We start from the raw sequence: 26597 nt of genomic DNA, 5'->3' as shown, positions 1-26597 counted from the left end.
GCTGGCGGGAGAATGTGGCGTGCATGCCGCACGCCGAGGGATAGTACTTACTGAGCCGAGGCCATCGCCTGCGCCTGCACCGCTTCTTCCTCGCGGCGCTCGTCCGCGCAGCGCTGATGCTGGCGCGACAGGCGGTTCATCATCGGCAGCAGCAGCAGCGCCAGCAGCATGCCGATCGCGGCGAGCCAGCCGAGCTTCTCGAACAGCGAAAGATAGAGCGGCAGCGATTCGGTGGCCGGCAGGTCGTGCGACGGCATCTGCGCGAAGTTCGCGACGACGCTGCCCAGATACTGCGACACACCCGTCGCGACGAAATACGCGCCCATCATGAAGCCGCTCATGCGCGCCGGCACGTAGCGGGCGATCATCGCGAGGCCGAGGCCGCTCACCAGCAGTTCGCCGAGCGAGTAGAGGCCGTAGCCCCACACCATGAACCACGACGACACGCGACCATCGACCGCGTAGCGGCCGCTGATCGTGAACACCAGGTAGCCGGCCGCCACCGCGCCGAAGCCGAATGCGTATTTCGCCGCGACCGGCAGGTCACGGCCGCTCTTCGAGAACGCGTTGTAGATCCACACGAGCAGCGGGCTCAGCATCATGATCCAGATCGGGTTCAGTGCCTGGAACTGCGCGGCGCTCCACGTGAACAGCGTCGTGCCGAACAGGATGAAGCGCGGATCGACGTTGCGCAGCGCGAATAGCGTCAGCGACGTCGACATCTGCACGTAGAAGATGAAGAACAGGATCACCTGGCCGATCAGCACCAGCGCCGCGATCAGGCCCGCGCGCTCCGAACGCTCCGACTTCGCGATCATGTACGCGAAGATCGCCAGAATCGCGAACGCGGCCGTCCACACGCTGGCGACCGCGAGCTGCTTGTGCTGCAGCACGTACAGCGTGATCAGCGCGAGCGCGACGCCGCCTGCCGCCACGCCGCCGAGGCGCTTCCAGCGGATCGGTTCGTCGTCGGGCTGCGAGCCGATGTGCGCGAGCGTGCGGTGCATCAGCATGAAGTTCAGGATCGCGAGCAGCATGCCGCCGCAGCAGACCGCGAACGCGGTGTGCCAGCCCCAGTGATCCTTGATCCACGGCGTCGCGAGCATCGACACGGTCGAGCCGATGTTGACCGCCATGTAGTAGATCGTGAACGCGCTGTCGATGCGCGCGTCGTCGCCTTCGTAAATGCGGCGCACGAGGTTCGCCGCGTTGGCCTTGAACAAGCCGTTGCCGACGACGATCACGCCGAGCGACGCGTACATGTACGCCAGCGCGTCGTTCGGCACCGCCAGCATCAGGTAGCCGGCGCACAGCACGGCCGCGCCGATGATCATCGTGCGACGGGCGCCGAGCACCTTGTCGCCGATCCAGCCGCCGATCGACGGCGACGCGTAGACGAGCGCGGTAAACGCGCCCCAGGTCAGGTTCGCATGGCTGTCGGTGAAACCGAGCCGGTCGACCATGAAGAGGACCAGAAGCGCGGCCATGCCGTAGTAGCCGAAGCGCTCCCACATTTCGATGAGGAAGACCGTCGTAAACGATCGGGTTTGTGAAACAGGTGCGTGCATCATCAATCTCGTTTCAAACGGACGGCGCGGATCGCGCGTCGCCTTGGGGTCGAACTGGCGCCGGAGCACGGTGGCCGGGTAGGCTTTGCGTCGGCGATGGAGCAGTCGGGCGGTTAGCCCGGGCCGGGGTCGGACACCGCCAGACAAGGCGGCGCGCGGCCCCGACCGGCGCGCGAATGGTAACGTTTGCCGGTCCGGTGCGTCGGGTCCGCGCCACTCAGGGAAACTCCCAATATGGCAGCAGCTTTCAGGAACATTTGTCTCGTCATTTACTTGTAAGCTCTGCGCCCGTTCTCCGCAAATTCCCGGAGAGCCGCTTGCAGCTTGCCTGTGAAGCCGGCGAGTCTGGCAAGATAGCGCGTCGTTTCGCACGCTTCGTGCCCTGTTTAGTGCACCGGGCTCGACACCGAAGACGTGTGCGAACCTGAAGATTAAGGCATCTCGATTTAACTTAGTTACTTTCCATCAAACATTTTTTGACGACCACTTTTCGGCCTGCTATGGTTTCCCCCACTGAAAACTCGCGATCGGCAGACGCTGCCGCTCTGGGCAGCAAGATTCGCGCGTTGCGCCAACGACTCAAGCGCACGCTCGACGACACCGCTACCGCCGCGGGTATTTCGAAGCCGTTTCTGTCTCAAGTCGAGCGCGGGCTCGCGTCGCCGTCGCTGACGTCGCTGGCCGGTATCGCACAGGCGCTCGGCGTGACGGTGCAGTACTTCGTGGACACACCGAGCGAGGAACGCTCGGTCTGCAGAGGCGAGCAGTTGCGCTTCTTCGGATTCGCCGATTCGGCGAATTTGTTCGCGAGGCTGACGAACGTGTCCGAAGGGCGTCAGCTCGAGGCGATCCTCGTGCGGTTGCCGCCGGGGCAGAAGCGGTCGGAAGTAACGACGCATGCGGGAGAGGAATTCCTGTATGTGATTGAAGGGGAAGTGTCGCTGACGCTGGAAGGCAAGACGTTCGTCCTGCAGGCCGGCGACAGCTCGCACTATCAGTCGACGGTCCCGCACAGCTGGGTCAACACCGCGAAGATCGAGTCGGTGGTGGTCTGGGTCGGTACACCGAGGCTGTTCTAACGCACAGGTATTCCTTCGTTTCAGAGACGGAATGCCTGTCGAAAGAAACGTAAGGAATACTAAGATGCAATACGAGAACCACGGGCCTCCCCAATCGCTGCACCCGTCAGCGTCTCAAGCGTAACCGCGGCATTCGCCGCGCGACGCTCACCGAACAACCTTCTCAAGACCGCCACGATGAAATCCTTGCATGCCATGTCGGCCGTGCTGGCCGCGCTCGCCCTGACGACGCCCGCCGCTCACGCCGTGACCGTTCCGTCGAACGTCGCGCTCGCTCCTCAACAGGACCTGACGCGCCAGGTGCCCGCCGAAGTCGAGTCGCTCGACCCGGCGCACATCGAATCGTGGACGGGCAACACGATCGGCCTCGATCTGTTCGAAGGGCTCGCCCGCATCGATGCGGCCGGCCAGGTCGTGCCGGGCGTCGCGCAGTCGTGGGAGCGCAAGACGCCGCAGACGTGGATCTTCAAGCTGCGCCACGATGCGAAGTGGAGCAACGGCCAGCCGGTGACGGCCGCCGATTTCGTCTATTCGTGGCAGCGTCTCGTCGATCCGAAGACGGGCTCGAAGTACACGATCCTCGTCGAGTTCATCAAGAACTCGAAGGACATCATCGCCGGCAAGGCCGCGCCGACGACGCTCGGCGTGCGCGCCGTCGACCCGTACACGCTCGAAGTGACGACCGACGTGCCCGTCGCGTTCTTCCCCGAGCTGACCGCGATGGCGCCGCTCGCACCGGTGAACAAGGACACCGTCGCGAAGTTCGGCGACGCATGGACGCGCCCCGGCAACATCGTCAGCAACGGCGCATACCAGCTCGTCGACTGGCAGCCGAACAACCGCATCGTGGCGACCAAGGATGCGAAGTACTGGAACGCGTCGAAGGTCGTGATCAACAAGGTCACGTACCTGCCGATCGAAAGCGACGAAACCGCGATGCGCATGTACCAGGCCGGCCAGATCGACTACAGCTACTCGATCCCGTCGGGCATCTTCCAGCAGGTCAGCAAGCAGTTCGGCGGCGAGCTGCGCCCGGGCCTGCAGCTCGCGACCTACTACTACTACCTGAACAACAGCGACGCGGCGCTCAAGGACAAGCGCGTGCGCCAGGCGCTGTCGATGGTGATCGATCGCGACGTGCTGACGTCGAAGCTCACGCAGGCCGGCGAGAAGCCGATGTACGGGCTGATGCCGAACGGCACGAAGGGCGCGCAGCCGTTCACGCCGGAATGGGCGTCGTGGCCGATGGCCAAGCGTGTCGCGACCGCGAAGGACCTGCTCAAGCAGGCCGGCTACTCGGACGCGAAGCCGCTGTCGTTCACGCTTACGTACAACACCAACGACCTGCACAAGAAGGTCGCGCTGTTCACCGCATCGGAATGGCGCACGAAGCTCGGCATCAACACGAAGCTCGAGAACGTCGAGTTCAAGGTGCTGATGAAGGAACGGCATGACGGCAAGGTGCAGATCGCGCGCGACGGCTGGTTCGCCGACTACAACGACGCGATGACCTTCTTCGACCTGATCCGCTGCGGCAGCTCGCAGAACACCGTCGGCTACTGCAACAAGCAGATGGACTCGCTCGTCGACGAAGGCAACCAGAAGCTCGACGACAAGGCGCGCACCGCGCTGCTCACGCAGGCGCACGACACGGCGATGAACGACACGCCGATGGTGCCGCTGTTCCAGTACTCGGCCGACCGTCTCGTGAAGCCCTACGTGGGCGGCTACTCGCTGAAGAACGTGATCGACATGCGTGCGTCGCAGGACATGTACCTGATCAAGCACTGAGCGGAGCGATCATGCTGGCCTACGCATTGAGACGCACGTTGTGGGCGGTGCCGACGATTCTCGCCGTCATCACCGTCTGCTACCTGCTGCTGCATTTCACGCCCGGCGGCCCGTTCGATACGGAGAAGCAGCTGTCCGTGGCGACGCTCGCGAACCTGAACGCGAAGTATCACCTCGACGAGCCGCTGTGGAAGCAGTACCTGCTGTATCTCGGTTCGCTGCTGCGCGGCGATCTCGGCCCGTCGTTCCGCTACGTCGACTGGTCGGTGAACGATCTCGTGAAGAAGGCGCTGCCCGTGAGTCTCGGCGTGGGCGGCGTGTCGATCCCGGTCTCGATCGTGTTCGGCGTGCTGCTCGGTACCGTCGCGGCCGTGCGCCGCGACAGCGTGATCGACCGCTTCGTGATGCTGCTCGGCAACTTCGGCAACGTCGTGCCGCCGTTCGTGCTCGGCCCGGTGCTGGTGTGGATCTTCGCGATCCTGCTGAAGACGTCGGCCGGCAACGGCTGGCTGCCGGCCGGCGGCTGGGGCGACGGCGGCTGGCAGTACCGGTTGCTGCCGATCGTGCTGCTGACCTTCATCAACGTGTCGTTGCTCGCGCGCGTGATGCGCGGCTCGATGATCGAGACGCTGTCGAGCAACTACATCCGCACCGCGCGCGCGAAGGGCCTGCCGGGCTCGACGATCGTGCTGCGCCACGCGCTCAAGCCCGCGCTGATGCCGGTCGTGTCGCTGTTCGGCACGGTCTGCATCACGTCGATCACGGCGGCCGTCGTCACCGAATCGGTGTTCGCGCTGCCGGGGCTCGGGCAGCTCGTCGTGAACGGCGCGATCAACCGCGACTACACGCTGGTGCTCGGCCTCGTCGTGCTGACGACCGTGTTTGCAGTGCTGTTCAACCTGCTGGTCGACCTCGCATACGCGTGGCTCGATCCGCGCATCCGTTATTGAGCGAGGCACTGCGATGACCCCGACTACTCCCGTCGTCAGTCTGCCCGTGCAGACCGACTCGCCGCCGCGTTCGCGCTCGCCGCTCGCGCTCGCGTTCGCGCGCTTCCTTCACAACCGCGCGGCCCTGTTCAGCCTTGTGCTGCTCGCGCTGATCACGCTCGCGTGCTTCGCCGGCCCGTGGCTGCTCGCCGCCGATCCCGCGACGAGCGACTGGGCGTCGATCAGCCTGCCGCCGACGCTCGCGAACCAGCACTGGTTCGGCACCGACGAACTCGGGCGCGACCTGCTCGTGCGCACGCTGATCGGCGGGCGCGTGTCGATCGAGGTCGGCCTGCTCGGCACGCTGGTGTCCGGCCTGTTCGGCGTCGCGTGGGGCGCGACCGCCGGCTTCGCGGGCGGCCGGGTCGACTCCGTGATGATGCGCATCGTCGACATGATGTACGCGATCCCGTACCTGCTGATCGCGATCCTGATGATGACCCTGTTCGGCCGCTCGTTCTTGCTGGTCGTGCTGACCATCAGCGCGTTCTCGTGGATCGACATGGCGCGCGTCGTGCGCGGCCAGACGCTGTCGCTGCGCAACCGCGAGTTCGTCGATGCGGCGCGCGCGATCGGCGTGTCGCCGGCATCGATCGTGCGGCGCCACATCGTGCCGAACCTGCTCGGCGTGGTCGTCGTGTACGCGACGGTCTCGGTGCCGAACATCGTGCTGACCGAATCGGTGCTGTCGTTCCTCGGCCTCGGCGTGCAGGAACCGATGACGAGCTGGGGCGTGCTGATCCAGGACGGCGCGCAGAAACTGGAATCGATGCCGTGGCTCCTGCTGGCACCGGCCGTCATGCTGTGCGTGACGCTTTACTGCGTGAACTTCGTTGGCGACGGCCTGCGTGACGCGCTCGACCCGAAGGATCGCTGAAATGGCAGCATTACTTGAAGTCGACAACCTCGGCGTGCGCTTCACGCGCAAGGATGCACCGCCCGTCGACGCCGTGAGCGGCGTGTCGTTCTCGCTCGAGGCCGGCAAGACGCTCGGCATCGTCGGCGAATCGGGCTCGGGCAAGAGCCAGACCGTGATGGCGCTGCTCGGCCTGCTGGCCGGCAACGGCACGACGACGGGCACGGCGCGCTATCGCGGCGACAACCTGCTCGAGATGGATACGCGCGCGCTGAACGCGGTGCGCGGCGACCGCATCGCGATGATCTTCCAGGATCCGATGACGTCGCTCAATCCGTTCCTCACGATCGAGCGGCAGATGACCGAGACGCTGCAGCTGCATCGCAAGCTGTCGCGCAAGGACGCGACCCGGTGCGCGATCGAGGCGCTCGAGTCGGTGCGCATTCCCGATGCGGCACGCCGCATCCGCATGTATCCGCACGAGTTCTCCGGCGGCATGCGGCAGCGCGTGATGATCGCGATGGCGCTGCTGTCCGAGCCGGAAATCCTGATCGCCGACGAGCCGACCACCGCGCTCGACGTCACCGTGCAGGCGCAGATCATCGACCTGCTGCGCGAGCTGAACCGCGAGCGCGGCACCGCGATCGTGCTGATCACGCACGACATGGGCGTGGTCGCGGGCCTCGCGGACGACGTGATGGTCATGTATGCGGGCCGCACCGTCGAATACGCGCCGGCCGATTCGATCTTCGCGGCGCCGTCGCATCCGTACACGATCGGCCTGCTCAACGCGCTGCCGCGCCTGACCGATGCGGACGACGCGCCGCTCGTCGCGATTCCCGGCAATCCGCCGATGCCCGGCACCGCGCCGGCCGGCTGCGCGTTCGCGAAACGCTGCACGTATGCGGAGGAGCGCTGCGGTGCGGCGCGCCCCGCGCTCGAAACCTATGGCGCGGCGGGCGCGGTGCGCGCATGCCACCGGCCGCTGGCCGATCTGGCGGGAGGTCTGCGATGAGCGTCGAAGCACGCCGCAATGCCGGCGCGACGGGCGACACGCTGCTGTCCGTCGAGGATCTGAAGGTGCATTTCCGCGTGCCGCTCGGCGGCTATCCGTGGTCGCCGAAGGGCACGCTGCGCGCGGTCGACGGCGTGTCGTTCGACGTGAAGCGCGGCGAGACGGTCGGGCTCGTCGGCGAGTCGGGCTGCGGGAAGTCGACGCTCGCGCGCGCGCTGATCGGCCTCGTGCCGATGACGGCCGGCACGGTGCGCTGGCGCGGCGATGCCGTCGCGCCCGATCATCTGCGCGGCACCGCGATGCGCCGCGAAGTCCAGATGATCTTCCAGGATCCGCTCGCGTCGCTCGATCCGCGCATGACGATCGAGCAGATCGTCGCGGAGCCGCTCGTCACGCACCACGCGGGCCTCGGCCGCACCGAAGTGCGCCGCCGCGTGATCACGATGCTCGAGCGCGTCGGCCTGAATGCGCATCACCTGCTGCGCTATCCCCACGAATTTTCCGGCGGGCAGTGCCAGCGCGTCGGTATCGCGCGTGCGCTGATCAGCGAGCCGAAGCTCGTGATCTGCGACGAACCCGTCTCGGCGCTCGACGTGTCGATCCAGGCGCAGATCGTGAACTTGCTGCGCGATCTGCAGCGCGACCTGTCGTTGTCCTATCTGTTCGTCGCGCACGATCTGGCGGTGGTGAAGGCCATCAGCCAGCGCGTGCTCGTGATGTATCTCGGCCGCGTGATGGAGTTCGGCACGCGGCATGACGTGTACGGCGTGCCGCAGCACCCGTACACGAAGGCGCTGCTCGATGCGGCGCCGACGCCGGAGCCGGCGCGCGAGCGTGCTCGCCGTCCGATGCTGCTGGCGGGCGAGATGCCGTCGCCGCTCAACCCGCCGTCCGGCTGTGCGTTTCGCACGCGCTGCCCGGTCGCGATCGACGCGTGCGCGCAGGACGTGCCGCTGCCGGAAGTGCGGCACGGCTCGGCGGCGCGTGTCGCGTGCATCCGGGCGGGCGTGGCGGCGTGAAGTAACGCAGCAAACATAACCAGGCAGGTCAACAGGGGTAGGGTGCGGCGCGAACAACCTTCGCGCCGCGGGTAAAGGCGCGTCCTTAACCGGGCTCGCCGGGGGGCTGGAAGCGGATCGCAACCGGCGTGGACGACATCAACACAAGACGAGAATGACGATGAAAAAGCAAAAGACGATCGGGACGGCATCGAAGATGCTGCTTGCATGGGGCTTGCCGGCGCTCGCGGGCGTGTCGCTGACCGGCGTCGCGCACGCCGACGACGCGGCCCCCGCACCGTTGACGGTCGCGCAGGCTGCGCCGTCCGCCGGCGCGAGCTCGACCGTTGCGCAGGCAACGACCCCGAACGCCGTGATCAACGCCGAAGCGACCCAGGCCGTCACGCCGCCGGACGAGCCGTCGGCCCAGTCGAAGTCGAAGGGCTTCATTGCCGACAGCCATCTCGACTTCCTGTTCCGCAACTATTCGGACGTGCTCGACAGCAAGGGCGGCCCGCACCGCCACGCGTGGGTGCAGGGCGCGATGGCGAACTTCGAATCGGGCTTTACGACGGGCTTGATCGGGATCGGTTTCGACGCGTCGCTGTATGCGGCGCTGAAGCTCGACGGCGGCCAGGGCGCCGGCAGCATGGTGCACATCGCGAAGGGCGGCGGTGGCGGCAACCAGCTCGCGTGGGCCTACCCGGGCATCTACGACATCAAGGCGCGCATCTCGAACACGGTGGTCAAGTACGGTCTGCAGGCCGTCGACAACCCGTTCATGGAGCAGCACGACAACCGCGCACTGCCGCCGACGTTCCTCGGCGCGACGATCGTCAGCAACGAATTCAAGAACGTGATGCTCGAGGCCGGCAGCTTCACGAAGACCGACGCGCGCGGTCACACGACGCTCACCAACCTCACCACGCAATACGGCGGCACGCGCATCAACCGCCTGACTTACGTCGGCGGCACGTGGGACTACTCGCCGAACGGCGAAGTCGCGCTGTACGCGAACCAGGCCGACGACGTGTGGCACCAGTACTACGCGTCGGTGAAGCACAGCATCGGCAGCACGCAGACGATCAAGTGGACGGGCTTCGGCAACGTCTACTCGACGCACGACACCGGCGACGCGCTGCAGGGCAAGATCGACAACAACGCATACAGCCTGTCGCTGGCCGCGCAGCACGGCCCGCACGAGCTGCTGCTCGGCTTCCAGCAGGTGCTCGGCGATCAGTTCTTCGACTACCTGAACGAAACCAACGGTATCTTCCTGACCAACTCGATGGACGTCGACTACAACGCGCCGCACGAAAAGTCGCTGCAGCTGCGTTACACGTTCTACGGCAAGGAAGCGGGCCTGCCGGGCTTCAAGGCGATGGTCTGGGGCGTGACGGGCTGGGGTGCGGACGGCAGCGCCGGGGCGGCGAACGATCCGAGCAAGTCGAGCATCTACTGGGCCAACGGCGCGCCGGTACAGGGCCGTCACCACGAGTTCGGCTTCATCCCGTCGTACACGTTCCAGAGCGGCAAGCTGAAGGACACGAAGGTCACGTTCATCGCGATGTGGCACAACGGTTCCGCGCACTACTCGGACGCGACGAACCGCGAGTATCGCCTGGTCGTGAACGTGCCGCTACACGCGTTCTGATCGAAGGGGGATGCAACGTCCCCCGCGGTATTTCCCGTCTTGCGCGGCCGGCCTGCCGTCAGTTCGATCAGGCCGGCTTGTGCAAGCCCGCCACCGGATCGTTCGCGGCGGGCACCTCTTCCACCAGCGACGTGAGCTGGCGGCCGGTGTCGCGCCACGCATCGAGGCCGCCGCGCAGCGGCAGCGCATCGGTGAAGCCTGCGTCGAGCAGGCGCTTGGCCATCAGCGCGGCCGTCACTTCGTTCGGGCACGAGCAATACACGACGAACTTCTGCGTGAGCGGATAGCGCGAGACGATGTCGTCGATGCGCCGCTCGTCCGCGAACTGCGCGCCGGGAATCGTGAACGGGTCGAGCTTGCGATGCTCGGGCGAACGCACGTCGAGCACCACGGGCGCCGACGCGTCGCCCAGCAGGCGGTCGAGCTCGTCGACCCCGATCCGCGCGCTCGCGAGCTGGCGGATCAGCGCGCGGCGGCGCATCCAGCGCACGGCCGCATAGATCGCCAGCAGCGCGACGATCACCAGCAGCACCGCGCGGCCGAGCCGGCTCGCGCCGGCGAACAGCCAGTCGATCTGCCGGTAGAACACGAGCCCCGCGACGAGTCCGACGATCGTCCACAGCGCGGCGCCGAGCGCATCGTAGCCGGCGAACGTGCGATAGCGCGTGCCGAGCGCGCCGGCCATCGGCACCGACACGAGCGACAGCCCCGGGATGAAGCGGGCGACCGCGAGCACGCGCACGCCGTAGCGGCCGAAGAAACGTTCGGTCTTCTTCACGCAGGTATCGCGCGACAGCGACAGCCGGCAGATCGTCTTCAGCGTCGTGCCGCCGTAGCGCCGCCCGGCGACGTACCACACGGTGTCGCCGATCAGCGCGCCGAGCACCGAGAGCGCCAGCACCGTCACGAGCTGCGAGCCGATCATCGCCGGATGCATCGCGGCCATCGCGCCGAACAGCACGAGCGTCGGCATCGCCGGCACGGGCAGGCCGATGGCCGCCGCGAGTACGTTGGCGAACACGAGAAGCGGCCCGTATTGGGCGACGAGGTCACGGAGCATGACGGCTGGCCGAAAAGGAAGCGCGTGGGGAGACTACACAGATGGGCCGATTATCGGCCATTTTCAACCGTGCGTCGGGGAATGACGGAAAGCGCCTGACGGCGGCAGGGAGATGCGGGCAGAACGGTGAGCCGATGCGTTGCACGCGGCTCACCGTCGGACTTCAGGAAGGAGTGCGGGCGAGCGACGCGGCGCCGTGGTTTTCGCCGGGCAGCTCGGCGCCGTGCGAGCGGATCGCCGCGATCAGTTCGGCCGGCGTGATCTCGTAGCGGACCTCGCGGTGAATGCCGGGCTTGCGTTCGTCGATCTCGATCAGCAGCACGCTCTTGCCGTCGCTGGTCGATTCGAGCCTGAGCGAGCGGAGTTCGCGGCCGTCGGCCGGGTCGTGTTCGGTGAGCAGGGTCATTGCCCCGGATGAGCCGGTAGTGCGCATCGAACCTATCCTCGTGTCGTGTGTGTGCCAGATTGGCGAAGATGTCGTTGTTGAATGCAGCTTGACGAAGTTTAACGCGAACGGGCCGCAACACGGAGCATTTTCGTGGGCGCGAAAAGAGGGTTGCACCACCGATCCTTCTGATGTTTGAGCCCCGCCGGGCGGGCGTTTCAGCCGGATCGGGCCGCGCCGCGCCCGGCGCCCGGCCGGGATCGGGCCGGGCGGGCGCGGCAGCCGTCAGAAGCGGTCGGCGAGCCCCATCGCCGGGTCGCTGACCGAGTGGCGGCCCGTTTCGACGCGGCCGGCCACGCGGCGCGAGAAGCTCGCGTCGCTGTCGGCGGTGACGACGAAGTCGTACCAGTGGCCGGTCGAGTCGAGCTTCCAGTGCAGTTCCGACTGGCTGCCGGCGTGCACCGTGACGGTCCATGTCGTGCCGGCGCGGTTGTCGTCCTCGTTGCCGTGGCGGTGATCGTCGTTCGCGCCGCGGCCGGACAGTGCGCCGTACACCTCGTTCGACTTCACCGTGAAGCGCACGGGGCTGCCGCCGTCGTTGCGCAGCCGCAGATGCAGGTTGCCGCTCGCGCCCGCATAGCCGACCCGGATCTCCGGGTGCGGCGCCCGCCCGCCGGCCAGCCGGGCCAGGTCGCCGGTGAAGCGGCGGTGATAGCCGTTCGGGCCGAGCACCCACAGGTCATATTTGCCGCTGTCGTCGGCGAGCGCCGCCCAGTCGCCGCGCAGCGCCTTGCCCGGCTCGACGACGTAGCGGCGCGGCACGCGGTCGAGGTGCAGCTTGTCGTAGACGTGGAACACCGCCGCCGCGCGCCCGGTGTTCGCGAACTTCAGCGTGACGGTGCCCTTGCCGGCATCGACCTGCGCGCTCGCATGCAGCTCGTACGGCAGCGCGCGCGACGGACGCACGCCGGTGGCCTGCGCGGGCAGCGACGGCGTGGCCGGCGGCGTGATCTTCGGCGCCGCCTGCTGCGCGGCGCTCAGTGCGTCGACCTGGCTTTTCGTCGTGCGGCCCGCGAGCGTCGGCAGCGGTTCGTTGTTCGGCGTGCGGAAGTTGAACGCGCTCGTCAGGTCGCCGCACACCGCGCGGCGATACGCGCTGATCTGCGGCTCGACCACGCCGAAGCGCTTCTCGAGGAAAAGCAGCGTCGACGTATGGTCGAACACCTGCGAGTTGACCCAGCCGCCGCGGCTCCACGGCGACACGACCCACATCGGCACGCGCGGGCCCGGCCCGTACGGACGGCCGTCGGCCGCGGGCTGGCTCGACGTGGCCGGCGCGAAGTCGTGGTATTCGACGGCGACGTCGGCAGTCGCGAGCGTATGGCCGCCCGCGAGCGAGCCGTCCGCGTTGCGCGACGGCACGGCCGGCGACGGCATGTGATCGAAGAAGCCGTCGTTCTCGTCGTAGTTGATCAGCAGCACGGTCTTGCTCCACACCTCCGGGTTCGCGGTCAGCGCGTCGAGCACCGCCTGCACGTACCACGCGCCCTGCGCGGGGCTCGACGGCCCAGGATGTTCGCTGTACACGGAAGGCGGGATGATCCACGACACCTCGGGCAGCGTGCCGTTGCGGATGTCGTCACGGAACGTTTCGAGGAAGCCATGCGGCATCGTGTTGCCGAAGCCCTTCGCGAGCGGGCTCAACGGATCGTCGATCGCCGGATCGTAGAACGCGCCGGCCGCCGTCACCGGCTGCGTGATGTCCGTCGACGCGACGTACGCGGGCCGGCGCGCGGCCGGCATCTGCTCGATGGCCGCGCGCCAGTGGCGAAAGCTCATCATCTCGTTGCAGCCGAAGTTGTCGATCAGGCTCTGGTAGACCTTCCAGTTCACGCCGGCCTGCTGCAGCCGGTCCGCGTAGGTCGTCCACGTCCAGCCCTGGCTCGACGGGCCGATGTCGTTGCCGCCGTTGAACTGGTTGTTCAGCGCGGCGAGCTTCACGCGGCTGCCGTCGGCCGGGTTGATGCCGTTCGGGCCGTTGGTGCCGCTCCAGTAGAACAGCCGGTTCGCGATCGTGCCCGTGTGCATCCCGCAGTGGTAGTGGTCGCACAGCGTGAACGCGTCGGCGAGCGCGCGCTGGAACGGCACTTCGGCCGCGTCGTAATAGCCCATCGACAGCGGTGTTTTCGCGTCGGGCCAGCGGTTCATCCGGCCATGGTCCCACGCGGCCTGCGAGTCGGCCCACGTATGCGGCGTGCCGCCCGCGCGCTGCGCGTTGCCCTGGCTCGCATCGAGGTGGTACGGCGTGATGGTCGCGGCGGGCATGGTTTTCGTGTAGGTCTGGTGGAACACGTCGCGGCCGTTCGGCGACGGCACCGCGAAGCGGTCGCCGTAACCGCGCACGCCCTTGAAGGTGCCGAAGTAGCCGTCGAACCCGCGGTTTTCCATCATCAGCAGTACGACGTGCTTGACGTCCTGGATGGTCCCCGTTTCGTGAAACGCGGGAATCGCGAGCGCGCGGCGGATGCTCGGCGGAAACGCGGACAGCGCGGCGGCGGCGAGGCCGGAAGTCGCGGTTTGCTGAAGAAATTTGCGGCGTGACGTCATGGCGTTCTGATCCTGTGATGATGGGAGCGTTCGTGACTTCGTCTGGTTGCGCCCGTGCGTCGTCCCCCCTTCCGGGACGGCTGGCGATGCGTGTGCGTGTCGGCGCGTCGGCCGGTGTCGCGATCCTGCGCACCGCACGCTCGTGATGCGCGGGGCAGGATCTCGGCCCACGCGTGCCCGGCGAGTGCCGGGCGGGGCGGCGCCCAGTCTAGGGAGCGCAGATGACGTCGACGTGATGCGCGGATGACACGCGATGACGTGCGGTGAGGATGATGGTTAGGTTGCGAGCGCAACTAATCGGTGGCGCCGCCGCGAAGATGCCGGAATGGTCTGAAATTACCGATTCCCGGCGGCTGGATCGGTTAGAAATTACCGATTTCGTTAGGTCGGAGCAATGTGGTGTGGTTGTGCATGCAACGGAATCGCGTTGCGCTGTGACCATGTTTCATTCGTGTGAAATCGGATAAGCTCGATGCGTTGTTGCGTTCGCGCGGCAACGTGCCCCGGCCCGATACTTTCGACTCTACCCAGTCATGACCGATATCACGATCCGGCACAGCGAGACGCACGACGTCGACGCGATCCGGCAGATCGTCGCGCACCCCGCGGTGTACATGAACACGCTCCAGCAACCGTTTCCGTCGCACGAGAAATGGCAGCAGCGACTCGAACGCCTGCACGAACAGGGCGTGAGCCTCGTCGCCGAACTCGACGGCGCGGTGGTCGGCCATCTCGCGCTGCATCCGGAGCAGAACCCGCGCCGGCGTCATGCGGCGTCGCTCGGGATGATGGTCGATGCGTCGCATCATGGTCGCGGCATCGGCGGCCGGCTCCTGGCCGCCGCCATCGAACTCGCCGAAAACTGGCTGAACGTCACGCGCCTTGAATTGACCGTATTCGTCGACAACCCGGCGGCCATCGCGCTGTATGAAAAGCACGGTTTCCGGATCGAGGGAGAGGCGCCGGACTACGCGCTACGCGACGGCGCGTATGCGTCGGTGTATCAGATGGCGCGGATCAAAGGGCGGCAGTAATGGAGGCGTGCACGCAGCGCGGCGGTGCATCGTTGCGCCCGCAACGCGTGAGCGCACGTCGGCGATGCCGCACGTCATATTCATTCGAGAATTCGTTCGTTTTCAACCGGCCGCGTGAATCGTATCGTCGAGCGATTTGCCGGTCGCGGCTTTTTGCGTCGACGCCTGCACGACGCGCGCGGCCGGTTCCGGCATGCGCGGTGCCATCCGCCGATGCCCTTCGTTGTTTCGTTGTTTCGTCGTTTCGCCGTGTTTTCGCCTCGCCGCTTCGCACGCATGGGTCAGCCGTCGCTGACGTGCCGGCGCCGACCGTCACGCGACGCCGCATCCCGCAACCGTCTCTTTCAACGGAACCCGCCTCGATGAAAACCGTTCTCCGCAACCTGACTGCCGCCTGCCTGTTCGCCGCCGCCGGTGCGGCGTTCGCCAACCCCGCACCGCAGGGCGCTGCCGTGTCGAGTCCGTCGGGCGACGGCGCGCATCTGCCGCCCGGCATCGCGTGGCAGCAAGGCGACGTCGATGCCGCGTTCGCGCTGGCGAAGCGCACGGGCAAGCCGCTGCTGTTGTACTGGGGCGCGGTGTGGTGCCCGTCGTGCAACCAGGTGAAGTCGACGATCTTCAGCCAGCAGGCGTTCAAGACCCGCTCGTCGTTCTTCGTGCCGGTGTATCTCGACGGCGATACCGAAAGCGCGCAGAAGCTCGGCGAGCGCTTCAAGGTGCACGGCTATCCGACGATGATCCTGTTCCGCCCGGACGGCACCGAAGTGACGCGGCTGCCGGGCGAAGCCGATCTCGATCGCTACATGCAGGCGCTGTCGCTCGGGATGACGGCCGCGCACCCGGTGCGGCAGACGCTCGCGACCGCGCTGAACAACGGTGCGTCGCTGACGCCGGACGAATGGCATCTGCTCGCCGACTATTCATGGGACACCGATGGCGCGTTGCCGGTGCCGCCCGATCGGGTCGCGGTGACGCTGCAGACGCTGTCGCAGCGGGCGCGGGCAGCCGGCGCGAAGGCGGACGCCGCGCGGTTCGCGTTGAAATCGGCGGTGGTCGCGTCCTCGGACGATCCCGCGCAGGCCGGCGCGCTCGACAAGGCCGCGCTCGCCGATGCGCTGCGCGCGGTGCTGCGCGAGCCGGCGCTGGCGCGGGCCGATTCGGATGTGCTCGTCGCGGGGCCCGCGCGCGTGGTCGCCTACCTCGGCGGCGATGCCGCGCAGCGCGCGAAGCTGCGCGGCGCATACGACGCGGCGCTTGCGCGCCTGTCGACCGACACGACGCTGTCGTCGATCGACCGCCTGATGGCGCTGCACGGCCGCGTACTGCTCGCGCGCGGCGATGCGCACGACGGCGCGCCGCTCCCCGCACCGGCGCTGGTCGATGCCGCACGCAAGCAGATCGCGGCATCGGTGCAGGGCGCCGCGAATCCGTACGAGCGGCAGGCGCTCGTCAGCGAAGGGGCGGACACGCTGACCGACGCAGGGCTGTACGACGAATCCGATGTCTTGCTGAAGGCCGAGTTGCCGCGTTCGGCGACGCCGTACTACTTCATGTCCGGACTGGCCGCGAATGCGAAGGCGCGCGGCGACAAGGCCGCGGCGCTCGACTGGTACCGGAAGGCGTACGACTCGGCGAGCGGACCGGCGACGAAACTGCGCTGGGGCGCGACCTACTTCGCGAATGCGGTCGCGCTGGCGCCGGACGATTCGGCGCGGATCGAGGCGATCGCCGCGAGCGTGCTCGCGCAGGCCGGGAAGACACGCGATGCGTTTTATGGGGCGAACCTGCGGGCGCTGACCAAGGTCGTCACGCAACTGAACCGCTGGCGCGGCGGCGGCGCGCACGATGCGTCGGTCAGGTCGGTGGTGAAGCAGTTCGATGGGGTATGCGCGAAGCTGCCGGCGGGCGACCCGCAGGCAGCGGCATGCGCGAAATTGATTCAGCCGGTGAAGGCGTAACGGCGGAAACGGGTGCGGTCGGGCGGGTCGAGGAAGCGGAGGCCGCGCTTACTGGCTCGACTCCGACGCCGCGCCGCGATCGCTGCCATACCCGGCACTCTGTTCGCGGGCGATCTTCGCTTCGGCGGAAACGATGCTGGCCGGATAGAACCAGTCGCTCGGCTGGAAGCCGGCTTGCTTGAGCGCTTTCACTTCGGCGTGAACCTGCGCGCGCGTGAGCGGCGGGTTCGACTGCGCGTGCGCGGCGAGCGGGGCCGATACGGCCAGGGCGATGGCAACTGCTTGAATCAGGCGCTTCATGATCGGGACCTCCATGTTTCCGACGGGGCGGCCGGCCTTCGTTCGACGAAGCGGCTGCGGTTGAAAACAGTGTAGGCCCGGCCACGCGCGGGAAAAATGCGATCGCTCCCAACGCAGTGTTCTGCTGCTGGTAACAATGGGAGTGGGAGTGGGAGTGGGAGTGGGAGTGGGAGTGGGAGTGGGAGCGGGAGCGGGAGCGGGAGCGGGAGCAGGAGCAGGAGCAGGAGTGGCGGTGGCGGTGGCGGATGGCGGTGGCGGCGCGTGGCGGATGCTGAGGCGTCCGGGCCGTCCGGGCCGTGCAGCGGCGTGGCGTTGGGCGGTTCCGGTCGGTCGGGGAGCGGATCGGCGGAGGCGAATTCCAGGCGATTCGCCGCGGTTTGCATGCGGCCTATCGGGAAGGTGCCACGTGATGGACGTCGCGCCGCGCTGCCTGTTGCGGCGATGCAGGGCGATCGAGCGGGTGCGGGGGAAAGGAGCGTCGGCCGCGTCGATGCGGCCGACCGAAGTGCGGCGGCGTGTGGAACGCCGCCCGATGCACAGCGTTACACGAGGCCCGTCGTGTAGTACACGGCGATCACGAAGAACACCGCGAGCGTCTTGATGATGGTGACCGCGAAGATGTCGCGATACGACTGGCGGTGCGTGAGGCCCGTGACCGCGAGCAGCGTGATGACCGCGCCGTTGTGCGGCAGCGTGTCCATGCCGCCGCTGGCCATCGCGACGACCCGGTGCAGCACGTCCAGCGGAATGTTGGCCGCCTGCGCGCCCTTGATGAACAGGTCCGACATCGCGGCGAGCGCGATGCTCATGCCGCCCGACGCCGAACCGGTGATGCCGGCGAGCGAGCTGACCGATACGGCCGCGTTCACGAGCGGGTTCGGAATGCTCTTCAGCGCATCGCTGACGACGAGGAAGCCCGGCAACGCGGCGATCACGCCGCCGAAACCGTATTCCGACGCGGTGTTCATCGCGGCGAGCAGTGCGCCGGCGACGGCGGCCTTCGAGCCGTCCGCGAAGCGGCCGCTCACGCGCTTGAACGCGGTCAGGATGACCAGCACGATGCCGAGCAGCAGCGCGGCCTCGACCGACCAGATCGCGACGACGGTCTTGATCGACGTCGTGACCGGCGCGTGCACGCCGGGCAGCACGTCCGGCGCGACCGTGTACGACGCGGCGCCGTACCACTGCGGGATCAACTTCGTGAACGCGAAGTTCGACACGCCGACGAGAATCAGCGGCAGGATCGCCAGCGCCGGATGCGGGAGGGACTTCGCTTCCACGCGTTCCGGTTCGTTGACGAGCGACGTGCCGTAGCCTTCGCCCTTCGCCATCGCCGAACGGCGGCGCCATTCCAGGTACGTGAGGCCGACGACGACGATGAACAGCGAGCCGATCGTGCCGAGCACGGGCGCGGCCCACGCAGTCGTCTTGAAGAACGTGGTCGGGATGATGTTCTGGATCTGCGGCGTGCCGGGCAGCGAATCCATCGTGAACGAGAACGCGCCGAGCGCGATCGCGCCGGGCATCAATCGTTTCGGAATGTTGCTCTGGCGATAGAGTTCGGCCGCGAACGGATACACCGCGAACACCACGACGAACAGCGACACGCCGCCATAGGTGAGCAGCGCGCACACCGCGACGATCACCGCGTTCGCACGCGAGCGGCCGATGTAGCGGATCGCCGCATGGACGATCGACTCGGAGAAACCGGACAGCTCGATCACCTTGCCGAACACGGCACCGAGCATGAACACCGGGAAATAGAGTTTGACGAAGCCGACCATCTTCTCCATGAAGATGCCGGAGAAGACCGGTGCGACGGCGGCGGGGTCGGTCAGCAGGACCGCGCCGAGCGCGGCGATCGGCGCGAACAGGATCACGCTGTAGCCGCGATACGCGGCGAACATCAGGAACGCCAGCGCGGCGAGGACGATCACGAAAGACAAGGGAGTCTCCTAATTGCTTGGAATGGCTTTGGTTGTTGTTCGATCGCGGGACGCGCCGCGGACCGGGACGGTTCGTGCAGGTTTCGTGCCATCGGCCGGATTGCGCCGCCGGACATGGGTCCGGCGCAGGCCGGCGGGCCCGCGCCGGCCAATGTCTGAAGATTCTACATAAAACGTCTCCATCCGGAGACGAATTGGCCGTCCGGACAACCCGTCGAATCGGCAAGGGCTTTCCCTGACAAGGCATTCCGGCGTATCTCTGAAATGAGATACTTCGTCTCGTTCTGGAGACATCCGGCCAAGCATATGCGGAGACGACGATACGATGATGAACGACTGGGTCCGCCTGCCCGTCAATTACGGCGACGTGCTGCGGCGCGCCGCCGAGTCGCTGTTTCGTACGTTCGAGGATTCGAGCGCGGGCACGGTGGTCGTCGATCGCGACGCGCGCGTCGTGTGGATGAACGAGCGTTATGCGGCGCGTTTCGGATTCGCCGATCCGCAGCAGGCGGTCGGCCTCGACTGCGAGGCGGTGATTCCGAACAGCCTGATGCGCGAGGTCGTGTCGACCGGACAACCGATCCTGCTCGACATCATGGAGACCGGCCGCGAGCCGCTCGTCGTCACGCGCCTGCCGTTGAAGAACGAGGCGGGCGAGACGGTCGGCGCGATCGGCTTCGCGCTGTTCGACCAGTTGAAGACGCTCACGCCGATCTTTTCCCGCTACGCGCAGCTTCAGCAACAGCTGATCGCGACGCAGCGTTCGCTCGCGCAGGCGCGCCGAGCGAAATACACGTTTGCGAGCTTCGTCGGCACGAGCGCGGCGAGCCTCGAAACCAAGCGGCAGGCGCGGCGCGCGGCGCAGGTCGATTCGCCGGTGCTGCTGCTCGGCGAGACGGGCACCGGCAAGGAACTGCTCGCGCATGCGATCCACGCGGCGTCGGCGCGCGCGCTCCAGCCGCTCGTGACCGTCAACGTCGCGGCGATTCCCGACACGCTGCTCGAAACCGAATTCTTCGGCGCGGCGCCCGGTGCGTATACCGGTGCCGATCGCAAGGGCCGCGTCGGCAAGTTCGAGCTGGCCGATCGCGGCACGCTGTTTCTCGACGAGATCGGCGACATGCCGCTGCCGCTGCAGGGCAAGCTGCTGCGCGTATTGCAGGACAAGGAATTCGAACCGCTCGGCTCGAACCGGATCGTGCGCGCGGATGTGCGGATCATCGCCGCGACGTCGGCCGACCTGCCCGCGCTGGTCGAGGCCGGCCGCTTTCGTGCGGATCTCTATTACCGGCTCAACGTGTTGACGATTCACGCGCCGCCGCTGCGCGAGCGCGCGTCCGACATCGCGGCGCTCGTCTACGCGACGCTGGAGGAACTGGCCGCGCAGCACGGCCGCGCCGCGCATTGCGAACTGACCGACGATGCGCTGCGGGTGCTGTGCGCGTATCCGTGGCCGGGGAATGTGCGCGAGCTGCGCAACACGCTCGAGCGTGCGCTGATGCTGTCGGATCGCTCGGTGATCGACGCGCGTGCGCTCGCGCCGTTCCTCGGGCCGGTGCGTGTGGCGCCCGACAGCGTGCCGGCGGGCGCGCGGGTCGCGCCGTCGTCGGCCGGCCGCGATGCCGGCGACGCATCGGCTTCGCCCGGTGCGCCGGTCGTTTCGTATACCGATGCATTGGCCGCGTGGGAGCGCCAGTTCCTGATCGATGCGCTGGCCGCTTGCGACGGCAAGGTGGTGGAAGCGGCCGCGCGCATCGGCATCGGTCGGGCGACGCTCTACAAGAAACTGGCGGCGCTGGGCATCGATCGATGGCACGCGGCGGCGGATGCGCGCGGACATGAGGAACGGCACCGGTGAAGTGCCCGACAGGAGACAACGATGAAGCGAATCGGCATCGCCGGATGGCTGGCCGTACTGGCGGCGACGTCCTCGTTCGCGCAGTCGAATGACGCGGATGCACCCGCGGCACGGCGCAACTGGTACAACGATCCGTTCATCGTGCTGTCGCGGGATTTCGCCGAATGCCCGCTGCCGCTCGGCCCGTGGATGACGCGCGCCGAGATGGAAGACGACGCGCACTACCGGGTCGAGCGTGGGACCACCTGCTGGCTCGCCCACCGCTGCACGAAACCGAATTCCTATATGTATGACGCGCCGATCGCCGCGGCGGCCAAAACGCATTTCGCGGGCACCGATCGTCTGCATGGCACGAGCCTGTGGATTACCGTGCAACGGCGCTTCATCTACGTCGAAGGGTGTGCCGATCCGGCATTCGATCGGCAGGCGCTCGCGCGCGAACTCGGCGCGCTTCCCGACGTCGAGCAGGTATTCGTTCGCATCACCGACGATCCGCGCCGGGCCGTGCCGTACAAGACGCGCGGACGCCCCGAGCGGACACCTGACTGAACGCGGTGCGACAGTGCATGGCATACTCGCGACATTCAAAAATAGGTTGACGGAAACAACAATGAAACACATGCTTGCGGCGGTCTGTCGGTGGCCTCGAACGCATAGGTGTCGGGCCGGATTGTTGGCCCTTGTTGCGGGGCTGGGCGGGTGCGGCGGCGGGGCGCCACTGTTTACTTCGGACGGACGCCCCACTACGCAGGTGCAGTGCACCGGCGGCGACTGGAGCAATTGCACGGACAACGCCCGAGCCCTCTGCAATGGAGAATTCGATGTCATCCAGCGATCGACCGATGACGCCGTGCGAAATCTTCTCTTCGCATGCAAGAAGAAAAGCGGTTATTGATCCCGTCACGACCGGCTGAGGAAATCATGATCGGGTGAAGCGCTTTTCTATTCGCTTGGAGTCGGCTATTTTTCATGAATAACACTCACGGAGTCCCATCCATATGGCGACCTACAGGCAACTGACTGCGCAGCTCGAAAAACTTCAGCAAAAGATCGACAAGGAACGCGAAAAGGCGATTGCCGATGCGATTGCCGCCATTCGGGCGAAAATCGAGGAGTTCGACATTACGGCGGAGGAGCTCGGTTTCCTTCCGATGGGCGCCGCCGCTGCCGTGAAGCCGAAGCGTCCGTTGCCGCCGAAGTACCTGAACCCGAAGACGGGCGAAACGTGGAGCGGCCGCGGGCGTGCGCCGGCGTGGCTCGGCAAGAACCGCGCGCGTTTCCTGATCAAGGACTGACTCCCGAAAATCCTCACCTTTCGTGCGCTGACTGACGGTGCGAACGGCCATGCGGCCGTCGCACCGTTTTGTTTTTGGGTCGCCGCAATGCGATTCGGGGCCGCGAATCAAACGGCAATGTCGCGCGATTAACGGATGCCTTTTTGCGAATTCGCTGCAATTCGCGCGGATATCGCCGCGAATTCCCGTAAACAATCGCGCAATGACGCGGCATGCGCGCATCGGCATGCTCGATTTTCGCGGTGCTGACGTACGGCCGATTGCCTTCACCTCACGCGTAATGACACGCTGCGCCGTGCTATTCCCGAACTTGCTCACCATGGCTCCTGTAAATCCTCACCTTTGAAGTGGCGACCGGGATGACCGCCTCGTGTCGCCTTCGTCCGTTGCATCGTGCGAAGGCGTCGGTGACAGGCGCATGTTGCGGGCATTGATGCGCGTCGGACAGTCTGCCGTTCGGCATATAGGCAGCCGCATCGGGTTCGCCTATGCTTGGAGTTCGCGTCGGCCGGCACGTGGCTATCTGTTCCGTGTGCCGGTCGAATCGTCTTTCGTTACCGCAGGGAGCCGATGTGACCGTCCGCCATCTCGATGCATTGTTCCAGCCCAGGTCCGTCGCCGTCGTCGGTGCATCGTCGCGCGCCGGCAGTATCGGTGCGATGGTGTGGGCGCGCGTGCTCGACGGTGCGTTCGACGGGCCCGTGTGGCCCGTCAATCCGAAGTACCGCGAACTGAACGGGCATGTGGTGGTGGCCGATGTCGACCGCCTGCCCGCGCCGCCATCGGTCGCCGTGATCTGCACGCCGCCTGCCACATGGGCCGGCATCGTGCGCAAGCTCGGCGAACTCGGCACGCGCGTTGCGGTGATCGTCGGCGAAGCGCGCACCGACGCCGATCGCACGGCACTCGATCGCACGCTCAAGGCCGCGAAGCCGTTCGTGCTCCGTATCGTCGGGCCCGGCAGTCTCGGCGTGCTGTCGCCCGCGCGGCATGCGCATTTCGGCGCGCCGGCCTATACGGCGCGATCGGGCGGCGTCGCCTGGGTGTCGCAATCGAACGCGCTGACGAACGCGGTACTGGGCTGGGCCGATGCGCGAGGCCTCGGCTTTTCGCATGTCGTCGCGCTGGGCAGCGAGGCCGACGTCGACGCGGGCGATGTGCTCGACTACCTCGCCAGCGATCCCGGCACGCGCGCGATCCTGCTCGAGCTCGACACCGTATGCGCCGCGCGCAAGTTCATGTCGGCAGCGCGCGCGGCGGCGCGCAACAAGCCGGTGCTCGCGCTGCGCACCGGGCGCGCCGATCCCGGCGACGCGCTTTACACGGCGGCATTCCAGCGTGCAGGGATGGTGCGCGTCGATGCGCTCGACGATCTGCTCGACGAGATCGAGACGCTCGGCGTCGGTCGCGTCACCGCGCGTGGCGCGGCGACGCTCGTGACGAGCGACGCGGGCGTCGCGAAGCTTGCGGGCGATGCGGTCGCGGAGGTGCGCGACGTGCTGGCCGACTGGCCGGCAGCGGCGACGTCGGCGGTAGCGGCCGCGCTGCCGCATCTCGCCGGGCCCGGCAATCCGCTGATGCTCGGCGACGATGCGCGTCCCGAGCATTTCGGCGCCGCCGTCAAGGCGCTCGCGCCGTTTCCGCAAACGGGCGCGCTGTTCGTCGTGCATTCGACGTCCCACAGCGCGCCGGCCGAGGCGGTCGCGCGCACGCTGATCGAATCGCGGCAATACGCATACCGCGGCATCCTCGCGTGCTTCTTCGGTGCTGTTGACGCGGCGACACGCGACGCCCTGCACGCTAACGGGATCCCGGTGTACACCACGCCGCAGCGGCTTGCGCGCGCGTACGCGCGGCTGGTCGACTACAACCTCGGGCGGCAGTTGCTGATGCAGACGCCGGAGGGCACGCCACTGCAGCCGCTCGAGTGCGTCGCGTCCGCGCAGGCCGAGGCCCGCCGGATGGTCGATGCCGGCGAGCATGAACTGGCTGGCGAAGCCGCGCTGCGCTGGCTCGCTCACTTCGGGATGCACGGTGAGCCGGCCGACGCGTCGGCGGCCGCCCGAGTCGTCGACATCACGGTCGACATGTACGACGATTCGAACTTCGGTCCGGTGTTCCGCTATGCGGTGCCGCCGGCGGACGGCGTATCGGCGCCATTCATCGTGTACGGGCTGCCGCCGCTGAATACGGTGCTCGCCCGCGCGGTGATGGAGCGCTCGCCCTACGCGCGCCGTGCGCCCGTCGAACCCACGCTCGATGCGCTGACGGCGCTGTCGCAGGTTGTTTGCGACGTGCGCGAGGTCGTCGCGATGTCGATCACGCTGCGCGTGCTGTCCGACCGCGCATACATCATCGCGCCGCGCCTCACGCTGGCGGCGGGGCGCAGCCGGCTCGCGATCATGCCGTATCCGCGTCATCTCGAGCAGACGCTCGAATGGCGCGGCGAGACCGTGACGATCCGTCCGATCCGTCCGGAAGACGAGGAGGCGCACAACGAATTGCTCGGCGCGATGACACCGGACGATTTGCGAATGCGGTTCTTCGGTGCGGTGCGCAGCTTCGATCATTCGCAAGTCGCGCGCATGACGCAGATCGACTACGACCGTGAGATGGCTTTCATCGTGTCGTTTACCGACGTGTCGGGTCGGTCGCACACGCTCGCGGTGGCGCGCGCGGTCGCCGATCCCGACAACGAGACGGCGGAGTTCGCGATTGCCGTGCGGCCCGATCAGAAGGGCAAGGGGCTCGGGCGGCTGATGATGACCCGCATCATCGACTACGCGCGATCGCGCGGCACCGCATGGATGATCGGCGAGGCGCTGCGCGAGAACACCGCGATGATTTCGCTGGCGAAGTCATGCGGCTTCGCGGTGTCGACGACGGAGGAACCCGGCGTGGTCGGGTTCAGGATGAAGCTGCAATCGTAGTCGCGTGGGCGACGGTGCGCGAACGTGCGGCGATATCGTGCGCCGTCGACGCGGAACGCATGATGTGCCGTTGTGGCGTGACGCATGGCCGCAGTTGCGCGGATTCTTCACGATTCGCAATGCAGACCATTCCGCGTGTTCGAGCGAATCCGCGATGGGATGCGACGCTCCGCGACCAGTGAGGAGAGGCGCTAGCGTCGAGTCGGAGCATCCGCGGCGGGCGGGCGAGCGGCGTGCGTCGATGGCCTTCGCATTTCGCCGATTCGGGTGCCGTAGCGCGGCGTGCTGACACCCGCATTCGCACCCGCAGCATCGGAATCAAAACAAAGGTGAGATTTTTCGGGAGCCGCGAGGGAGCTTTTCCGGGAGCGGCTGGGTGAGCTGATACAGGAGCACTGGGTGAGCCTTCCCGGGAACGGCCGGTGAGCCCTTGCAGGAAGCGCCGGTGAGCCTTTCCGGGAAAGGGCGGTGAGCGTCTGCGGGAGGCGTCGGTGAGGAGGTTCGGGAGCGCGCGGTGAGCGTGTCCGGGAGCGTGGGGTGAGCTTTTACGGGATGCCCGGGTGAGCGCTTACGGGACGCTTCGGTGAGACTTTTCGGGAGCCTGCGAACGCAGTGCTCCGCCAGGCGCGGCGCCGGCCTTTGCCGGCGTCCGCGTCGGTGCGGGCACGCATGAACCGTGCCCGTGACAGCGTTTACGCGGCGAGTTTCGCCGCCGCGTCGTTCACCTGGTCACGCGAAATCGCGAGTTCTTCGAGGTGCGCGTCCGCATAAACGCCACCGGTTTCGCGCTCGAGGCGGGCGATGGTCAGCGCGCAACGCGCGGTGTCCTTCGGCATCGCGATGAACCGCTTGACCGATTCGCCGGACGTAAACGCGTCGAACAGCGCGCCGCGCACGTCGTCCGGAAGCGTCTTGGTCCATTGGTACGGCTTGCCGTTGAACGTGATCGACGGCGGCAGCGTGCGTTCCTTCTTGGTGGCCGTGATCAGGCCGTAGGTGCGCGCGGCGTCGCCGATCTGCTCGGGCGAGAAGAGTTCGTCGGGCGTGATGCCGAACTGCTCGATGTAGTTCTCGATCGCCAGCATCGCTGCGGCACGATCGTCGCGCTTCTTCTGGGCGCGCGCGACGATGTCGCGCAGCTCGTCCGCTTCCTCGGCGGTGATCGTGAAGCTCGCCTGCTTCTGCTGAAGTTCGGAGAAACGCTGGAATTCTTGATCGTTCAGAAGTTTGGCCATGACATCCATCGGACACGACGGCCGTGACAACCGGCCGCC

The 26597-nt window shown here is 67.0% G+C and carries 21 protein-coding genes; 14 read left to right on the top strand and 7 right to left on the bottom strand.

Annotated elements, in window-relative coordinates:
- Positions 1-47 precede the first annotated feature (47 nt).
- Entirely contained in the window at positions 48-1571 is a 1524-nt protein-coding gene (locus tag SB771_RS23195) for a peptide MFS transporter (protein WP_011659810.1), read from the bottom strand.
- A gap of 497 nt (positions 1572-2068) precedes the next feature.
- Between SB771_RS23195 and SB771_RS23190 the strand changes: the two genes are divergently transcribed.
- The 7 genes from SB771_RS23190 to SB771_RS23160 all read left to right on the top strand — a co-directional run bounded on the left by SB771_RS23190 (position 2069) and on the right by SB771_RS23160 (position 9950).
- On the top strand, positions 2069-2647 hold the full coding sequence (locus SB771_RS23190) for a cupin domain-containing protein (RefSeq protein ID WP_006753630.1): 579 nt from the start codon (positions 2069-2071) through the stop codon (positions 2645-2647).
- 177 nt (positions 2648-2824) lie between these two features.
- Positions 2825-4438, top strand: coding sequence for a peptide ABC transporter substrate-binding protein (locus SB771_RS23185; protein WP_105832593.1), 1614 nt, complete (start codon positions 2825-2827; stop codon positions 4436-4438).
- Between the two features lie 11 nt (positions 4439-4449).
- Positions 4450-5388, top strand: a complete 939-nt coding sequence (locus SB771_RS23180; RefSeq protein WP_011659808.1) for an ABC transporter permease subunit — start codon at positions 4450-4452, stop codon at positions 5386-5388.
- Positions 5389-5401: 13 nt separating this feature from the next.
- Positions 5402-6304 (top strand): ABC transporter permease, encoded by a 903-nt coding sequence (locus SB771_RS23175; protein ID WP_175659981.1) that lies wholly within the window; start codon positions 5402-5404, stop codon positions 6302-6304.
- 1 nt (position 6305) lies between these two features.
- On the top strand, positions 6306-7298 hold the full coding sequence (locus tag SB771_RS23170; protein WP_175659982.1) for an ABC transporter ATP-binding protein: 993 nt from the start codon (positions 6306-6308) through the stop codon (positions 7296-7298).
- On the top strand, positions 7295-8317 hold the full coding sequence (locus tag SB771_RS23165) for an ABC transporter ATP-binding protein (protein WP_175659983.1): 1023 nt from the start codon (positions 7295-7297) through the stop codon (positions 8315-8317). The genes SB771_RS23170 and SB771_RS23165 overlap by 4 nt, the downstream gene beginning before the upstream one ends.
- A gap of 160 nt (positions 8318-8477) precedes the next feature.
- Positions 8478-9950, top strand: coding sequence for an OprD family outer membrane porin (locus SB771_RS23160; RefSeq protein WP_175659984.1), 1473 nt, complete (start codon positions 8478-8480; stop codon positions 9948-9950).
- Positions 9951-10017: 67 nt separating this feature from the next.
- Here SB771_RS23160 and SB771_RS23155 read toward each other — a convergent pair whose 3' ends face one another.
- From SB771_RS23155 to SB771_RS23145, 3 genes are all read right to left on the bottom strand, one after another.
- Positions 10018-11010 carry a DedA family protein/thiosulfate sulfurtransferase GlpE gene (locus SB771_RS23155; protein WP_175659985.1) on the bottom strand — a complete coding sequence of 331 codons (993 nt, stop codon included), beginning with the start codon at positions 11008-11010 and terminating at the stop codon, positions 10018-10020.
- Positions 11011-11173: 163 nt separating this feature from the next.
- The gene (locus SB771_RS23150) at positions 11174-11443 is read right to left on the bottom strand and encodes a hypothetical protein (RefSeq protein ID WP_006753639.1); all 270 of its coding nucleotides are present in this window, start codon (positions 11441-11443) and stop codon (positions 11174-11176) included.
- Between the two features lie 237 nt (positions 11444-11680).
- On the bottom strand, positions 11681-14002 hold the full coding sequence (locus SB771_RS23145) for a phosphocholine-specific phospholipase C (RefSeq protein WP_175659986.1): 2322 nt from the start codon (positions 14000-14002) through the stop codon (positions 11681-11683).
- Positions 14003-14535: 533 nt separating this feature from the next.
- Between SB771_RS23145 and SB771_RS23140 the strand changes: the two genes are divergently transcribed.
- Both SB771_RS23140 and SB771_RS23135 read left to right on the top strand, forming a co-directional pair.
- A complete protein-coding gene (locus tag SB771_RS23140; RefSeq protein ID WP_105784677.1) occupies positions 14536-15036 on the top strand; it encodes a GNAT family N-acetyltransferase in 501 nt (166 codons plus the stop codon).
- A 362-nt stretch (positions 15037-15398) separates the two neighbouring features.
- The gene (locus tag SB771_RS23135; protein WP_175659987.1) at positions 15399-16994 is read left to right on the top strand and encodes a thioredoxin family protein; all 1596 of its coding nucleotides are present in this window, start codon (positions 15399-15401) and stop codon (positions 16992-16994) included.
- A gap of 48 nt (positions 16995-17042) precedes the next feature.
- Here SB771_RS23135 and SB771_RS23130 read toward each other — a convergent pair whose 3' ends face one another.
- Both SB771_RS23130 and SB771_RS23125 read right to left on the bottom strand, forming a co-directional pair.
- Positions 17043-17294, bottom strand: coding sequence for a DUF4148 domain-containing protein (locus SB771_RS23130; RefSeq protein WP_175659988.1), 252 nt, complete (start codon positions 17292-17294; stop codon positions 17043-17045).
- Positions 17295-17836: 542 nt separating this feature from the next.
- On the bottom strand, positions 17837-19240 hold the full coding sequence (locus SB771_RS23125; protein WP_011659798.1) for a GntP family permease: 1404 nt from the start codon (positions 19238-19240) through the stop codon (positions 17837-17839).
- A gap of 325 nt (positions 19241-19565) precedes the next feature.
- On the opposite strand from SB771_RS23125, the gene SB771_RS23120 reads away from it, so the two are divergent.
- From SB771_RS23120 to SB771_RS23100, 5 genes are all read left to right on the top strand, one after another.
- Positions 19566-21098, top strand: a complete 1533-nt coding sequence (locus tag SB771_RS23120; RefSeq protein ID WP_175659989.1) for a sigma-54 interaction domain-containing protein — start codon at positions 19566-19568, stop codon at positions 21096-21098.
- 21 nt (positions 21099-21119) lie between these two features.
- Positions 21120-21647 (top strand): BON domain-containing protein, encoded by a 528-nt coding sequence (locus tag SB771_RS23115; RefSeq protein WP_175659990.1) that lies wholly within the window; start codon positions 21120-21122, stop codon positions 21645-21647.
- A gap of 61 nt (positions 21648-21708) precedes the next feature.
- A complete protein-coding gene (locus tag SB771_RS23110) occupies positions 21709-21993 on the top strand; it encodes a hypothetical protein (protein WP_244096760.1) in 285 nt (94 codons plus the stop codon).
- Positions 21994-22096: 103 nt separating this feature from the next.
- Positions 22097-22393: an H-NS family nucleoid-associated regulatory protein gene (locus SB771_RS23105; RefSeq protein WP_175659991.1), complete on the top strand. Its 297-nt coding sequence runs from the start codon at positions 22097-22099 to the stop codon at positions 22391-22393.
- Between the two features lie 572 nt (positions 22394-22965).
- Entirely contained in the window at positions 22966-25323 is a 2358-nt protein-coding gene (locus SB771_RS23100) for a GNAT family N-acetyltransferase (protein WP_175659992.1), read from the top strand.
- A 692-nt stretch (positions 25324-26015) separates the two neighbouring features.
- Here the strand turns inward: SB771_RS23100 and SB771_RS23095 are convergent.
- Positions 26016-26567, bottom strand: a complete 552-nt coding sequence (locus SB771_RS23095) for a hypothetical protein (protein ID WP_165753981.1) — start codon at positions 26565-26567, stop codon at positions 26016-26018.
- Positions 26568-26597: the final 30 nt, after the last annotated feature.

It is taken from the genome of Burkholderia sp. SIMBA_051, assembly GCF_046534915.1.
GTDB classification, from domain to species: domain Bacteria; phylum Pseudomonadota; class Gammaproteobacteria; order Burkholderiales; family Burkholderiaceae; genus Burkholderia; species Burkholderia ambifaria.
The sequence above is the reverse complement of the archived record's forward strand: the minus strand, read 5'-3'. Positions and strand labels throughout refer to the sequence as shown.